A 14,503-nucleotide genomic window follows, 5' to 3' on the forward strand; every position below is an offset into this window, starting at 1 on the left:
GCGTGCACCACAGAGGCCGGACCGCGAAGTGCGGTCCGGCCTCTTCAGTCGCTAGTGCGGGGCTCAGCCGATGAGCGAGCGCAGCACGTACTGCAGGATGCCGCCGTTGCGGTAGTAGTCCGCCTCACCGGGGGTGTCGATGCGGACGACCGCGTCGAACTCCTTGTCACCGGCCTTGACCTTGACGGTCGCGGGGGTGCGGCCCTCGTTGAGCTCGGTCACACCGGTGATGGAGAAGGTCTCCTCGCCGGTCAGGCCGAGGGAGTCGGCGTTCTCGCCCTCCGGGAACTGCAGCGGCAGGACGCCCATGCCGATCAGGTTCGAGCGGTGGATGCGCTCGTACGACTCGGCGATGACGGCCTTGACGCCCAGCAGCGCGGTGCCCTTGGCGGCCCAGTCGCGGGACGAGCCGGAGCCGTACTCCTTGCCGGCCAGGACGACCAGCGGGATGCCGGCGGCCTGGTAGTTCTGCGAGGCGTCGTAGATGAACGACACCGGCGCGTCGGCCTGGGTGAAGTCGCGGGTGTAGCCGCCCTCGGTGCCCGGCGCGATCTGGTTGCGCAGGCGGATGTTGGCGAAGGTGCCGCGGATCATGACCTCGTGGTTGCCACGGCGCGAGCCGTAGGAGTTGAAGTCACGCTTCTCGACACCGTTGGCGGTCAGGTACTGCGCCGCCGGGGTGCCCGGCTTGATGTTGCCGGCCGGGGAGATGTGGTCGGTGGTGACCGAGTCGCCCAGCTTGGCCAGGACGCGGGCGTCGGCGATGTCGGTCACCGGGCTCGGGGTCTTGGCCATGCCCTCGAAGTACGGGGGCTTGCGGACGTAGGTGGACTCGGTGTCCCACTCGAAGGTGTTGCCGGTCGGGACCGGGAGCGACTGCCAGCGGTAGTCGCCGGCGAAGACGTCCTGGTAGCCCTTGTCGAACATGTCCTGGTCGATGGAGCCCGCGACGACCTCGGCGACCTCCTGCTCCGACGGCCAGATGTCGGAGAGGAAGACGTCGTTGCCGTCGGCGTCCTTGCCCAGGGCGTCCTTGGTGATGTCGACGTTCATGTTGCCGGCGAGGGCGTAGGCGACCACCAGCGGCGGGGAGGCCAGGTAGTTCATCTTGACGTCGGGGTTGATCCGGCCCTCGAAGTTGCGGTTGCCGGAGAGCACCGAGACGACCGCGAGGTCGGACGCGTTGACGGCGGCCGAGACCTCCTCGGGCAGCGGGCCCGAGTTGCCGATGCAGGTGACGCAGCCGTAGCCGACCAGGTTGAAGCCCAGCTTCTCCATGTACGGGAGCAGGCCGGCCTTCTCGTAGTAGTCCATGACGACCTTGGAGCCCGGCGCCAGGGTGGTCTTGACCCAGGGCTTGACCTGCAGGCCCTTCTCCACGGCCTTCTTCGCCAGCAGGGCGGCGCCCAGCATGACGGAGGGGTTGGAGGTGTTGGTGCAGGAGGTGATCGAGGCGATCACGACCGCGCCGTTGTCGATCTCGTAGGTCGAGCCGTCGGGGGCGGTGACGGTGGTCGGCTTCGAGGCCGCGGAGGAGTAGGTCGGCAGCGCCTCGGCGAACTTCTGCGCGGCCTCGGCCAGGATCACGCGGTCCTGCGGGCGCTTCGGGCCGGAGATCGACGGGACGACGGTGGAGACGTCCAGCTCCAGGTACTCGGAGTAGACCGGCTCGACCGACGGGTCGTGCCAGAGGCCCTGCTCCTTGGCGTACGCCTCGACCAGGGCGAGCTGCTGCTCGTCACGGCCGGTGAGCTTCAGGTAGCTGATGGTCTCGGCGTCGATCGGGAAGATCGCGCAGGTCGAGCCGAACTCCGGCGACATGTTGCCGATGGTGGCGCGGTTGGCCAGCGGGATGGCGCCGATGCCGTCGCCGTAGAACTCGACGAACTTGCCGACCACACCGTGCTTGCGCAGCATCTCGGTGATGGTGAGCACCAGGTCGGTGGCGGTGGTGCCGGCCGGCAGCTGGCCGGTCAGCTTGAAGCCGACCACGCGCGGGATCAGCATGGAGACCGGCTGGCCGAGCATGGCGGCCTCGGCCTCGATGCCGCCGACGCCCCAGCCCAGCACGCCCAGGCCGTTGACCATGGTGGTGTGCGAGTCGGTGCCGACGCAGGTGTCCGGGTAGGCCTGGCCGCCGCGGACCATGACGGTGCGGGCCAGGTGCTCGATGTTCACCTGGTGGACGATGCCGGTGCCCGGCGGGACGACCTTGAACTCGTCGAAGGCGGTCTGGCCCCAGCGCAGGAACTGGTAGCGCTCCTTGTTGCGACCGTACTCGATCTCGACGTTCTGGGTGAAGGCGTCCTTGGTGCCGAACTTGTCGGCGATGACGGAGTGGTCGATGACCAGCTCGGCCGGGGCCAGCGGGTTGATCTTGGCCGGGTCGCCGCCCAGCTCCTTGACGGCCTCACGCATGGTGGCGAGGTCGACCACGCACGGCACGCCGGTGAAGTCCTGCATGATCACGCGGGCCGGGGTGAACTGGATCTCCTGGCTCGGCTGGGCCGTGGCGTCCCAGTTGCCGAGGGCGCGGATGTGGTCGGCGGTGATGTTCGCGCCGTCCTCCGTGCGGAGCAGGTTCTCCAGCAGCACCTTGAGGCTGTAGGGCAGCCGCTCGGAACCCTCGACGGCGGAGAGCTTGAAGATCTCGTACGACTCGTCGCCCACCTGCAGCGAGCTGCGGGCGTCGAAGCTGTTCGCGGACACGACTGACTCCTTCTGGGTGCTTCGTGCTATATCCGGCCGTCACGCGGTGGTAAGGTCAGCCTTACTTAGGTCGACCTTGCCGCATCGCGGCGAGCGTCTCTCGGCAAGTATCTTGATGTCGAGATATATCGTAAGGGGCAGTTATCTCGATGTCGAGATAAACCATAGTGCATGCCGCCGCCACCACCACCGCAGGCATGACCGGCGCGCGACGGCGCAGGTCACCGGCCGTCCGGGCCGCGGCGCTTGCGCTCCAGCCGGATCAGCCAGACCGCTCCCGCCACGATGGCGGCGGCCAGCAACAGCACCACCACCAGCTCACCACCGGAGCCGCCGGTCGGCGAGGGGGCGATGTCCGCCAGCAGAGTCGTCGCGCTCATTCGTTCTCCTCCGTTCGTGCCCGGTTCACGCCCAGGCCCAGGACCAACATCAACAGCACCGGGAACTCCAGATAGGCGTGGTAACTGGCCAGCGCCGCGTACACTGAGCGGCCCCGGGCGTAATCCGCGGTGAACAACAGGGCCAGCAGCGCGCCCGCACCCGCCCCCAGCGCCCAGGCCCGCGCCCCGCGCAGGGCCGGCACCCGGGCGTCGAAGCGCTCCGCCGCCTCCGGCGCGTACCTCGGCAGGAACCAGACCCAGACCACGTAGTGCATCGTCTGCAGGAAGGCGAACACCGCCAGGAACCGCAAGCCGCTCTCCGGGGTCAGCCAGGCCGGCGGGGTGTACGCGGCGGCCAGCCTGTCCGTCCAGCCGCCGGGGCGCTGGGACAGCAGGCCGTCCGCCAGCCCGCTCAGCAGCAGCGCCGGGACCAGCAGCACCCAGCCGAACTGCAGCGCCAGGAACGCCGCGCGCCCCCGCGCCAGCCGACGCGACCACTCCGCCAGGAACAGCAGCGGCACCACGTTGTGCAGATGCGCCAGCACCACGAAGTGGTACGCCGGGAAGGCCAACGAGGCGGCCCCCGCGCCCGCCAGGCCGACGGCGCTCGCCGCCAGCAGCCGCGGACGGCCGCGCAGCCCGTACCGACAGGCCGCCGTCAGCAGGCCGTAGGCGAGCAGGATCTCCGCCGACTGGGACAGCCGGGACGGCGGCAGCAGACGGCACAGCACGATCCCGGTCACCAACGCCAACAGCAGCCGCAGCAGCGGGCCGGCCAGCACCGCGGCGAAGCGGCCGGCCACGTAACGCAGCTCCAGCACGTTGTGCAGCAGACCGAAGGCCGCCAGGCCCAGCACCGCCAGGCCGGTCGGCGCGCGCAGGGCCAGCGCCAGCGCCAGGACGGCCGCCAGCGCGAAGCCCGCGAACGGCGCCGCACCCAGCCGCGCCGCCGGACCGGGCGCGGGCCATGGGCCGACCGCCGCTGCCGCCCGGGCCCCCGCGGCCTGGACGCCCGCGGTCTGAATCCCCGCGGCCTGGACGCCTGCCGCCCGGACCCCCGCGGCCTGGATCCCCCTGATCGCCATGCCCACCCCTCCCATGGCACGATCCCCGCCGTGCGCTACCCGGTGGCCCTCGCCCTCACCCTGCTGACCGAGACGCCCGTCTACACCGCCGCCCTCACCTGGGTCGGGCGCGTACGCCCGCGGCGGGCGGCCGCGGCCGGCGTGCTGGTCAACCTGATGACGCATCCACTGCTCTGGTGGACCCTCCGGCACTGGACCGACGGGCCCGCCGCAGCGTACTGGACCGGCTTCGCGCTCAGCGAGACGTCCGTCGTCGTGGTCGAGGCCCTGCTGCTCTGCCCGATCACCGGACTGCGCCCGCGCGACCCGCTGCCCTGGATCGCCTCGGGCACCGCCAACGCCGTCTCATTGCTGGCCGGATTGCTGCTCGGCGGCTGACCCGCCGAATTCCACCGCGCGAGCCGTAACGCGCTCGCCGGGCTCGGGCGTCCAGTCGGACACAGGGGGCGGAGACGCCCGACACGCGGGGTACGAGGGGTCAGCGGTGATCGGGAAGAAACGACGGGCCGAGGAGAGCGCGGAGTTCGAGGCGTTCGCACACAGCCGCGGGCAGCGGCTCTTCCGCACCGCGCTGCTGCTGTGCGGCGACTGGCACCTGGCCGAGGACCTCACCCAGGTGACGCTCGCCAAGCTCTACGCCTCCTGGTCGAAGGTCCGCCGTGCCGAGAACCAGGACGCGTACACCCGCAGCACGCTGGTGCGCAGCTACCTCTCCCACCGCCGGCTGCGCCGCACCGGCGAACGGCCCGCCCTCGGCGCACTGCCCGAGGGCGTCGCCCCCGGCGACGACCCGGCCCTGCGGGTCACCCTGCTCACCGCGCTCGCCGAACTGACGCCCCGCGACCGGGCGGTGCTCGTCCTGCGCTACTGGGAGGACCGCAGCGTCGCCGAGACCGCCGCCGAACTCGGCCTCAACCCGGGCGCGGTGCGCGCCCAGTCGCTACGCGCCCTCGGCCGGCTGCGGACCGTCCTCGGCCCGGACGCCGCCGAGCACCTCGCCCGCTCCTAGGCCCCGAAACCTCTCGCCGGAAGGGAAACCCGACCCATGAACGAACCGGACACGGACGGCCGGAAGCTGTCCGCCGCCTTCGAACGGACGATGGACGGCATCGGCCCCGAGCTCGGCCCGCTCGTCGCCGCCAGTGCCCGGCAGGGCCGCTCGATCCGCCGCCGGCGCCGGCTGACCGTCACCGGCGCCGTGACGGCCGTGGTCGCGCTGGCCATCGGCGGCACCGTCGCACTGCGGCCGGACCGGGGCACCGGCCCGGCCGTGACCGGCGCGGCCACCGCCTCCCCGACCGTCACCACCTCGCCCACGCCCACGCCCTCGCCGACCCCGAGCCGGCGCTTCCCGCAGCCGCTCCAGCGGTCGGAGGACACCGTCGAGCCGCCGCTGCCGGGCAGCGGCCACAACGCCGGCAAGGTCGTCCTGACCGGCCGTACCGCGCTGTCCGTCCTCACCAAGGCACTGCCCCCGGCCGGGCGGACCTCCGGCTACTCCGGCCACTCCGCGCTGGTGAAGGCGAACGCCGAGGACCCCGGGAGCGTGCTGACCATGGCCGGCATGCTCTACGACGACGGCGCCGGCCCGGCCGACGTCCGGATCATGATCGAGGGGGGTCTCGGGAACCTCCTCAAGAACCACTCCCACCCCTCCGTCGAGGACCTGATGAGCTGCGCGGTCATCAACAGGGGCGACCAGTTCCGCTACTGCTCCGACAGCGTGCTCCCGGACGGCAGCCGCCTGCTGCTCACCGAACGGACAGTGGGCGACGTCCTCTCGCGCGAGGCCAGCCTGCTGCGCCCCGACCAGGCCAGGGTGACGGTCAACGTGATCAACACCGCGGAGGTCGCCGAGCACGCCAAGGTCCAGGTGGTCCGCGACGGGCTGCCGCTCAGCCTCGACCAGTTGAAGGCCGCCGCGATGTCCGCCGGCCTGCAGGAGTGGATCACCCCCGAACAGGCGAAGGAGGCCGAACAGACGATCCGTCCGTTCCGCGACGACACTCCGGGGCGAACCCCGCTGCACTCCTCCGCTACCCCGGAGCCCGGTTCCACCGGGTGAGAGCCGTCCCGGTACGGTGGCCCGGGAGTTGACGTGCTGGAACGGGCAGGGACCGACTGATGATCGTGGTGGACGCATCCGCGCTGGTGCTGGCGCTCGCCGACCAGGGCCCGCGCGGGGTCCGGGCCCGGGAGGAACTCGCCTCCGGCGGCGAGTGGCTGGCGCCCGAGCACATCGTCATCGAGGTGATGCAGTCGCTGCGCGGGCTCTACCTGGCCAAGGAGCTGACCGCCGAGCGGGTCGCCGAACTCACCGGAGAGCTCGCGACGGTGACGATCCGCAAGATCGAGGTGGCGCCGCTGCTCGGCCGGATCTGGGAGCTCAAGGACAACCTCACCCCCGACGACGCCGCGTACGTCGCGGTCGCCGAGCAGTACGGGGCGCCGCTGGTCACCGCCGACCTGCGGCTGATGCGGGCCAGCGGGCCGCGCTGCGAGATCCGGGGGATCCGGCGCGAGGCGGACTGAGGGCGTCCTCGGCGCAGTGTCCTTCCCGGTGCGGCGGCGTTAGCAGGGCGACCGTCGCCCCGCCCGTGGAAGGCCCGTCCCGATGCCCGCTCCGCTCGCCGCCGCCCTGCTGCCGCTGGCCCTGCTCGCCCCCGCCGCCTCGCCGGTCTCCGTCCTGGACGCGCACTTCGACCCGGCGACCGCCTTCGTCCCGCCGGCCGCGATCAGCTACGCGGACGACCTGGTGCCGTACGGCTCGCACGCCCGGGTGGTCACCGACCGCTCGGTGCCCGGACGGACGGTGGTCACCCTGACGGTGGCCGGGCTCGCCCCCGACCACGAGTTCCCGGTGCACCTGCACACCGGCAGCTGCGGGGCCGACCCGGCCGCCTCCGGGCCGCACTACCAGGCCGTGGTCGACCCGGTGCAGCCGTCGGCCGACCCGGCCTACGCCAACGACCGCAACGAGCTGCGGCTGGCGCTGCGCACCGACGACCGGGGCGGGGGCACCGCCACGGCCGCGGTGGACTGGCAGCCGCGGCCGGGCGAGGCTCGCTCACTGGTGCTCCACGCGGGCACCCCGGCCGGGTCGCACGCGGCGGGCGACCGGGTGGCCTGCGTCAAGCTGGAGAAGTAACCGGAGACGGGGACGGCGAGGCGGTCGGCGTGGAAGCGGGAGAGGTGTCCGGCGAAGGGACCGGCCCGCTCAGGAGCCCAGGGTCGCGACCAGGACCGCCTTGATGGTGTGCAGGCGGTTCTCGGCCTGGTCGAACACGATGGAGTGCGCCGACTCGAACAGCTCGTCGGTGCACTCCAGCTCGGTCATGCCGGTCGCCTCGTACATCTGCCGTCCGACCACGGTGCCGAGGTCGTGGAACGCGGGCAGGCAGTGCAGGAACTTCACGTTCGGGTTGCCGGTGGCCCGGACGGTGTCCATGGACACCTGGTACGGCTTGAGCATCTCGATCCGCTCGGCCCAGACCTCCTTGGGCTCACCCATCGAGACCCAGACGTCGGTGTAGAGGAAGTCGGCGCCGGCCACGCCCTCGGCCACGTCCTCGGTCAGGGTGATCCGGGCGCCGGTCTCCTCGGCCAACTGCTGCGCGGCCTTCTGCACGTCCTCGGTCGGCCAGAGGGCGCGCGGGGCGACGATCCGGATGTCCATGCCGAGCAGGGCGCCGGTGACCAGCAGTGAGTTGCCCATGTTGGAGCGGGCGTCGCCCAGGTAGGCGAGAGCGACCTCGGTGAGCGGCTTGGCGGTGTGCTCGGTGACGGTGAGCACGTCGGCCAGCATCTGGGTGGGGTGCCACTCGTCGGTCAGGCCGTTCCAGACCGGGACGCCGGCGTACTCGGCCAGCTCCTCGACGATCTCCTGGCCGTGGCCGCGGTACTCGATGCCGTCGAACATCCGGCCCAGCACCCGGGCGGTGTCCTTCACCGACTCCTTGTGGCCGATCTGCGAGCCGGCCGGGTCCAGGTAGGTGGTGGTGGCGCCCTGGTCGTGGGCGGCGACCTCGAAGGCGCAGCGGGTGCGGGTGGAGGTCTTCTCGAAGATCAGCGCGATGTTCTTGCCGCGCAGCCGGGGCTGCTCGGTACCCGCATACTTGGCCGTCTTGAGCCCGGCGGCGAGGTCCACCAGGAAGCGGAACTCCTGGGGCGTGAAGTCGAGCTCCTTGAGGAAGTGCCTGTTCCGGAGGTTGAAGGCCATACCGGGCTCCTGGGGTGACGGGACTACGAGGAAGGCGGCAAGTGTATACGACAGATGGAATTTCTATACAGAACGCCGATGAGTGACGGGGAAGTCCCGGGCGGGACTCCCCCGTCATCGTTCCGGCCGGCGGCCTCTCCTACAGGCGCGGGTCGACCGGCTCGGACTCCAGCGCGAGCACCGCGAACACCGGCTCGTGCACCCGCCACAGCGGCTCGCCGGCCGCCAGCCGGTCCAGCGCCTCCAGGCCCAGCGCGTACTCACGCAGCGCCAGCGAGCGCTTGTGTCCCAGCGAGCGCCGGCTCAGCCGGTCCAGGTGCTCGGTGTAGTCCGGGCCGTAGATGATCCGCAGGTACTCGCGACCGCGGACCTTCACGCCCGGCTGCACCAGACCGCCCGGACGGCCCTCACCACGCACCGTCCGCACCACCGAGGCCAGCGGCTTGACCACCATGCCTTCGCCGCCGGCGCCGGTCAGCTCCTCCCACCAGGCGGTGGCGGCGGCCATCGAGGCCTCGTCCTCGGTGTCCACCAGGACGCGGCCGGTGCGGTGCAGCATCGGCTCCTTCCGGGCGGTGTCGCCGGCGTCGGTGTTGTCGGCGCCTGTGTTGCCGGCGCCTGTGTTGTCGGCATCGGTGTCGTCGGCATCGGCGTCCACCAGGCGGTCGATCCAGGCCAGGTGCTCGTCGTGCGGGCGCACCGCGAGGTTCGCCCCCTCGGCGGCCAGCAGCTGGAACGGCGCGAGCCGGATGCCCGACAGGCCCTCGGTCGGCCAGCAGTAGCGCCGGTACGCCTCGGTGAACGCCGACGCGTCGGCGGCCCGCCGGCGCTGGCGCTCGGTCAGCTCCGTGAGGTCCAGCCCGCGCCCGGCCGCCCGCTCCAGCGCGGACAGCACCTCGGGCAGCGCAGCGCCCGCCGCCGCACCGACCGCCGCGTACTGACGACGCAACAGCTCCACAGCCTTCAGCGACCAGGGCATCAGCTCGGCGTCCAGCAGCAGCCAGCCGGAGTCCAACTCCTCGAACAGACCGGCGCGTTCGGCGGCATCACGGACCCGCCCGAGCACGGCGGCGGTCAGCTCCCCGTCGTTGAGGAAGGCCCGACCGGTCCTGGTCCAGATCGCGCCCGGACCGGCCACACCGAAGCGCTGCTCCAGCGCCTCGTCGTCCCGGGCGACCAGCAGCACCGCGCGCGAGCCCATGTGCTTCTCCTCGCACACCAGGTGCCGGACGCCGTCCGCGCGGTAGGCGAAGAAGGCCTCCTCCGGGTGCTCCAGATAGCCCTCCCGACGGGAGGTCGGGCTCGGCGCCATGGTCGGCGGCAGATAGGTGAGCAGCCTGGGGTCCAGCGCGAAGCGGCTCATCACCTCCAGCGCCGCCGCCGCGTTCTCCTCCCGGACGGCGACCCGCCCGTGCAGACCGGTCTCCACGATCCGGCGGCCGGACACGTCGGCGAGGTCCAGCGGGCGGCCCTCACGGGCGCCCGGCGCGTCGGTGAGCAGCGGACGCACCGGCGCGTACCACTCCCGCTCGGCCTCTACGCTCACCAGCTCGCGCTCGGGGTAGCGCAGCGCGGTCAGGCTGCCGCCGAAGACGCAACCGGTGTCCAGGCAGATGGTGTTGTTGACGAAGCTCGCGCTCGGCACCGGGGTGTGGCCGTAGACCACCAGCGCCCGGCCCCGGTACTCCTCCGCCCAGGGGTAGCGCACCGGCAGACCGTACTCGTCGGTCTCACCGGTGGTCTCCCCGTACAGGGCGTGCGAGCGGACCCGGCCGGAGTTGCGGCCGTGGTACTTCTCCGGCAGACCGGCGTGGCAGACCACCAGGGCGCCGCCGTCCAGCATGTAGTGGCTGACCAGGCCGCGCATGAAGGCGCGCACCTCGGCCTTGAACTCCTCGCTCTCACCGGCCAGCTGATCCAGCGACTCCTGGAGGCCGTACGCGAGGGTCACCTTCTTGCCGTCCATCGCCCGGCCGAGCTTGTTCTCGTGGTTCCCGGGCACGCAGATCGCGTGCCCGGCCGCCACCATGCCCATCACCAGGCGCAGCACGCCCGGGGTGTCGGGGCCGCGGTCGACCAGGTCGCCGACGAAGACCGCGGTGCGACCCGCGGGGTGGACGGCGTCCACCGGGCGGCCCTCGGCGTCCCGGGCGAGGGTGTAGCCGAGACGGGTGAGCAGGGTCTCCAGTTCGGAGCGGCAGCCGTGGACGTCGCCGACGATGTCGAACGGGCCGGTGAGGTGGCGCAGGTCGTTGTAGCGCTTCTCCAACTCGATCTCCGCGGCCGCCACCTCGGCCTCGCCGCGCAGGATGTGCACCTTGCGGAAGCCCTCGCGCTCCAGGCCGCGCAGTGAGCGGCGCAGCTCGCGGTGCTGGCGCGGGACGACGTGGGCGGGCAGCTGGCGGTCCGGGCGGGAGCGGTTGCGCTCGGCGCACACGCCGGGCGGGACGTCCAGCACGATCGCGATCGGCAGCACGTCGTGCTCGCGGGCGATCCTGATCAGCTGCCTACGGGTCTCGGGCTGGACGTTGGTGGCGTCCACGACGGTGAGGCGGCCGGCCGCGAGGCGCTTGCCGACGATGTAGTGCAGGACGTCGAAGGCCTCGGCGGAGGCCGACTGGTCGTTCTCGTCGTCGGCGACCAGGCCGCGGCAGAAGTCGGAGGAGACCACCTGGGTGGGCAGGAAGTGGCGGCGGGCGAAGCTGGACTTGCCCGCGCCGCTGGTGCCGATCAGGACGACCAGGGAGACGTCGGTGACGGGGAGGCGGCGGGGGGTAGTGCTCGCGGTTTCGTCGTCGGTCATCGGAGTTCGCCTCCCTCGGGCGTGGCGGTGGTGATCACGCTGGCAGTGGTGGTCGCGGCGCTGGCGGTGGTGGTCACGGCGCTCCGGTCGGGGCCGGATCCGGCGCGGAACAGGGCGAGCTGGGTCGGGGCGCCGACCTCCTCGTCCTCGGGGCCGACCGGGCGCAGCTCGACCGTGTAGCCGTACGCGGCCGCGACCTTCTCGGCCCAGGCGCGGAACTCGGCGCGGGACCACTCGAAGCGGTGGTCTGCGTGCCGAACACTGCCCGCCGGGAGGCTCTCCCAGCGGACGTTGTACTCCACGTTGGGCGTGGTGACCACGACGGCCTTCGGACGGGCGGCACCGAACACCGAGTACTCCAGGGCGGGCAGCCGCGGCAGGTCCAGGTGCTCGATCACCTCGCACAGCACCGCCGCGTCGTAGCCCTTCAGCCGGGCGTCGGTGTACGTCAGCGCGCCCTGCGCCAGCGTCACCCGGGCCGCCTGCCGCTCGGGCAGACGCTCCAGGCGCAGCTTGCGGCTCGCCGCCTGCAGCGCCCGCGCGGACACGTCCACACCGAGGATGTCGGTGAACCGGGCGTCCTTCAGCAGCTCGCCGATCAGCTCGCCCTGGCCGCAGCCGAGGTCGGCGACCCGGGCCGCGCCGGTCTCGTGGAGGGCGGTGAGGATCGCTGTGCGGCGCTGCTCGGCGAGCGAGGGCCTGCGGGACTGCTCGGACTGCTGCTGCTCGCTCTTCCCGGTGTGCCCGATGTGTCCGGTGTTCTCAGTGGTCTCGGCTATCTCGGCGGTCCCGGCGGTCCCGTCGGTCCCGGTGAAGTCGGCGCTCTCCTCCTCCGGCCGGTCGTCGACCGCGTTGTCGATCTCCTCGACCTCGCGGTCGTCCGCTTCGGCCAACCGGGCCAGTTCCAGGCGCTCCATCGCGGCCCGGGTCAGCGACCAGCGCCGGGACAGGTAGCGGCGGGCGATCAGGGCGCGCTCCGGGTGGGCGGCCAGCCAGCCTTCGCCGGCGGCGAGCAGCTTGTCCACCTCGTCCGGGGCGACCCAGTAGTGCTTGGCCCCGTCCAGCACCGGCAGCAGTACGTACAGCTGCTGGAGCGCGTCGGCGAGTCGTACGGACTCCGCGGCGAGCGCGATCCGTACGTAGCGGGACTCGCCCCACTCCGGGAAGGCCTCGTCCAGCGGGATCGCCGTCGCCTCGACCCGCCAGCCCAGCGGTTCGAACAGCCGGGCCACCATCGCCGGGCCGCCGCCCTCGCCCGCGCCGCTCGCGGGCACGGCGGGCAGCTCGATCCGCAGCGGGCGGGCCTGCCCCGGCAGTTCGGGGCGGGCCGGGCAGTCGCCCTTCATCGCGGACCGGAACACCGTCCGCAGCGCCACCGCGAGCAGCGAGGACGCGGCGTACGGGCGGTCGTTGACGTACTGGGCGAGCGCGAAGTCGGGCGAGCCGCCGCGCCCCCTGCCGTTGCCCCGGCCCTTGCGGACCAGCGCGATGGGGTCGATGTCCAGCAGCAGCGCCGCCGTGCAGACCTCGTCCGCTGCCTCGGGGTAGAAGACGTGGGCCTCGCCGTGCGACGTCGTGAACCGCTGGACCTTGCCGGGATGCTTGTGCAGCAGGAACCCGAGATCCGTGGCCGGGTTCTCGGCGCTGCCGATGGTGGAAATCGACATGAACACCCGGCTGAGTATTGCCCAGCGCGGAGCCTCCGAGCACCGGGTTTTCCCGCCGCTCGCCCCACCGACCTGCGGGTCCGCAGGGCGCGTCCGGACGGTGGGCGTGTTCGGCACCTCGGCCCCGCATTGGTTAACGTGCACGGTGTGACTGCTGAATCCACCTCCCTCCCGAACGGCGCCGTGGCCACCGGTCTGGCCACCATCGCCGCCGACGGCACCGTCCTCGACACCTGGTTCCCCGCCCCCGTGCTGGCCGCCGAGCCCGGCCCGGCCGGCACCGTCCCCCTGACCGCCGAGCAGGCCGAGGCCGAGCTCGGCGCCGGTGCCGCCGACGCCCTGCGCGCCGACGCCCGCCGGGGCGTCGAGGTGGTCGCCGTGCGCACCACCATCGCCTCGCTGGACGAGAAGCCGCTCGACACCCACGACGTGTACCTGCGCCTGCACCTGCTCAGCCACCGCCTGGTCAAGCCGCACGGCCAGAACCTGGACGGCATCTTCGGCCTGCTCGCCAACGTCGCGTGGACCAGCATCGGCCCCGTCCCGGTGGACAAGGTCGAGCAGGCCCGCCTCGCCGTCCGCGCCCAGGGCGGCCAACTGGCCGTCTACGGGATCGACAAGTTCCCGCGGATGACCGACTACGTCGCCCCGACCGGTGTGCGCATCGCCCACGCCGACCGCGTCCGGCTCGGCGCCCACCTGGCGCCCGGCACCACCGTGATGCACGAGGGCTTCGTCAACTTCAACGCCGGCACCCTCGGCACCTCGATGGTCGAGGGCCGGATCAGCGCGGGCGTCGTGGTCGGCGACCACAGCGACATCGGCGGCGGCGCCTCGATCATGGGCACCCTGTCCGGCGGCGGCAAGCAGGTCGTCTCGGTCGGCGAGCGCTGCCTGCTCGGCGCCAACGCGGGCATCGGCATCTCGCTCGGCAGCGACTGCGTGGTCGAGGCCGGCCTGTACGTCACCGCCGGCACCCGGGTCACCACCCCGGACGGCACGGTGGCCAAGGCCGTCGAGCTGTCCGGCCAGGACAACCTGCTGTTCCGCCGCAACTCGCAGACCGGCGCGGTCGAGGTCATCGCCCGCTCCGGCTCCTGGGGCGGTCTGAACGCGGACCTGCACGCCCACAACTGACCTTCGGGCAGCGGTCCCCGGGGTCCGGCGCTGGATGCGCCGGGCCCCTTCGGCATTCTCCGAGCGGTTCTCCGAGCGGTTCTGCGGGCGTTCCTCGGGCGTTCTGCGACGCGGCAGCCGCCCACGACGCCCCTACGGCCGGCGGTGGCGCCCCGGCGCCCGGCGCTGCTGCGGCGCCGAGTAGGGCGGCCGCCGCAGCCCGTCGCCCTCGATCCCGTGCAGGATCCGCTGGGCGGCGGCGTAGTCCTCGGCCACCGTCTCCGCCAGCCACTGGTAGCCGTCCCACCGCACGATCAGCCGCGGCTCACCCGGCGCCACATGAGCGCCCCGCTGCTGCTCCTGCGTGAGCCGTACGGCCCTCAACTGCCCGGCCGGCCTCAGTCGTTGCTCCCGCCTCGCGGCCCACGACGCCAGCGGTTCGTCCTCGTCCATCGCCCCAGTCTGGCCTCCTCACCCCGTTGATCGGCACCCTCGTCACCCGACCGGGGGACGCACCGGCCCCG

The 14,503-nt window shown here is 72.4% G+C and carries 13 protein-coding genes; 6 read left to right on the forward strand and 7 right to left on the reverse strand.

The genetic code is table 11. From position 1 onward, the window contains the following. Positions 1-63: 63 nt before the first annotated feature. From acnA to ACH4E7_RS20490, 3 genes are all read right to left on the reverse strand, one after another. Entirely contained in the window at positions 64-2,709 is a 2,646-nt protein-coding gene (gene acnA / locus ACH4E7_RS20480; RefSeq protein ID WP_396250422.1) for an aconitate hydratase AcnA, read from the reverse strand. Positions 2,710-2,930: 221 nt separating this feature from the next. Continuing rightward, positions 2,931-3,089, reverse strand: a complete 159-nt coding sequence (locus ACH4E7_RS20485; RefSeq protein ID WP_355669558.1) for a hypothetical protein — start codon at positions 3,087-3,089, stop codon at positions 2,931-2,933. Next, positions 3,086-4,174, reverse strand: coding sequence for a hypothetical protein (locus ACH4E7_RS20490; RefSeq protein ID WP_396250423.1), 1,089 nt, complete (start codon positions 4,172-4,174; stop codon positions 3,086-3,088). The genes ACH4E7_RS20485 and ACH4E7_RS20490 overlap by 4 nt, the downstream gene beginning before the upstream one ends. A gap of 30 nt (positions 4,175-4,204) precedes the next feature. On the opposite strand from ACH4E7_RS20490, the gene ACH4E7_RS20495 reads away from it, so the two are divergent. From ACH4E7_RS20495 to ACH4E7_RS20515, 5 genes are all read left to right on the forward strand, one after another. Continuing rightward, a complete protein-coding gene (locus tag ACH4E7_RS20495; protein WP_396250424.1) occupies positions 4,205-4,552 on the forward strand; it encodes a hypothetical protein in 348 nt (115 codons plus the stop codon). 106 nt (positions 4,553-4,658) lie between these two features. After that, on the forward strand, positions 4,659-5,183 hold the full coding sequence (locus tag ACH4E7_RS20500) for a SigE family RNA polymerase sigma factor (RefSeq protein ID WP_396250425.1): 525 nt from the start codon (positions 4,659-4,661) through the stop codon (positions 5,181-5,183). Positions 5,184-5,219: 36 nt separating this feature from the next. After that, on the forward strand, positions 5,220-6,239 hold the full coding sequence (locus tag ACH4E7_RS20505; RefSeq protein ID WP_396250426.1) for a hypothetical protein: 1,020 nt from the start codon (positions 5,220-5,222) through the stop codon (positions 6,237-6,239). 59 nt (positions 6,240-6,298) lie between these two features. Next, positions 6,299-6,706: a type II toxin-antitoxin system VapC family toxin gene (locus ACH4E7_RS20510; protein ID WP_396250427.1), complete on the forward strand. Its 408-nt coding sequence runs from the start codon at positions 6,299-6,301 to the stop codon at positions 6,704-6,706. Between the two features lie 82 nt (positions 6,707-6,788). Beyond that, on the forward strand, positions 6,789-7,322 hold the full coding sequence (locus tag ACH4E7_RS20515) for a superoxide dismutase family protein (protein WP_396250428.1): 534 nt from the start codon (positions 6,789-6,791) through the stop codon (positions 7,320-7,322). Positions 7,323-7,391: 69 nt separating this feature from the next. Here the strand turns inward: ACH4E7_RS20515 and argF are convergent, their stop codons facing one another. The 3 genes from argF to ACH4E7_RS20530 all read right to left on the reverse strand — a co-directional run bounded on the left by argF (position 7,392) and on the right by ACH4E7_RS20530 (position 12,869). Continuing rightward, positions 7,392-8,393 (reverse strand): ornithine carbamoyltransferase, encoded by a 1,002-nt coding sequence (argF, locus tag ACH4E7_RS20520; RefSeq protein WP_396250429.1) that lies wholly within the window; start codon positions 8,391-8,393, stop codon positions 7,392-7,394. Between the two features lie 139 nt (positions 8,394-8,532). Next, positions 8,533-11,196, reverse strand: a complete 2,664-nt coding sequence (locus ACH4E7_RS20525) for a polynucleotide kinase-phosphatase (RefSeq protein WP_396250430.1) — start codon at positions 11,194-11,196, stop codon at positions 8,533-8,535. Then, on the reverse strand, positions 11,193-12,869 hold the full coding sequence (locus ACH4E7_RS20530) for a 3' terminal RNA ribose 2'-O-methyltransferase Hen1 (protein ID WP_396250431.1): 1,677 nt from the start codon (positions 12,867-12,869) through the stop codon (positions 11,193-11,195). Before ACH4E7_RS20530 ends, ACH4E7_RS20525 begins: the two co-directional genes overlap by 4 nt. A 141-nt stretch (positions 12,870-13,010) precedes the next feature. Here ACH4E7_RS20530 and dapD point away from each other — a divergent pair, with 141 nt between their 5' ends. Next, entirely contained in the window at positions 13,011-14,000 is a 990-nt protein-coding gene (gene dapD / locus ACH4E7_RS20535) for a 2,3,4,5-tetrahydropyridine-2,6-dicarboxylate N-succinyltransferase (protein ID WP_396250432.1), read from the forward strand. A gap of 132 nt (positions 14,001-14,132) precedes the next feature. On the opposite strand, the gene ACH4E7_RS20540 is transcribed toward dapD, so the two are convergent. Beyond that, a complete protein-coding gene (locus ACH4E7_RS20540) occupies positions 14,133-14,432 on the reverse strand; it encodes a DUF6087 family protein (RefSeq protein ID WP_396250433.1) in 300 nt (99 codons plus the stop codon). Between the last annotated feature and the right edge of the window lie 71 nt (positions 14,433-14,503).

Origin of the sequence: Kitasatospora sp. NPDC018058 (assembly GCF_044327205.1) — a bacterium.
Lineage (GTDB): Bacteria > Actinomycetota > Actinomycetes > Streptomycetales > Streptomycetaceae > Kitasatospora.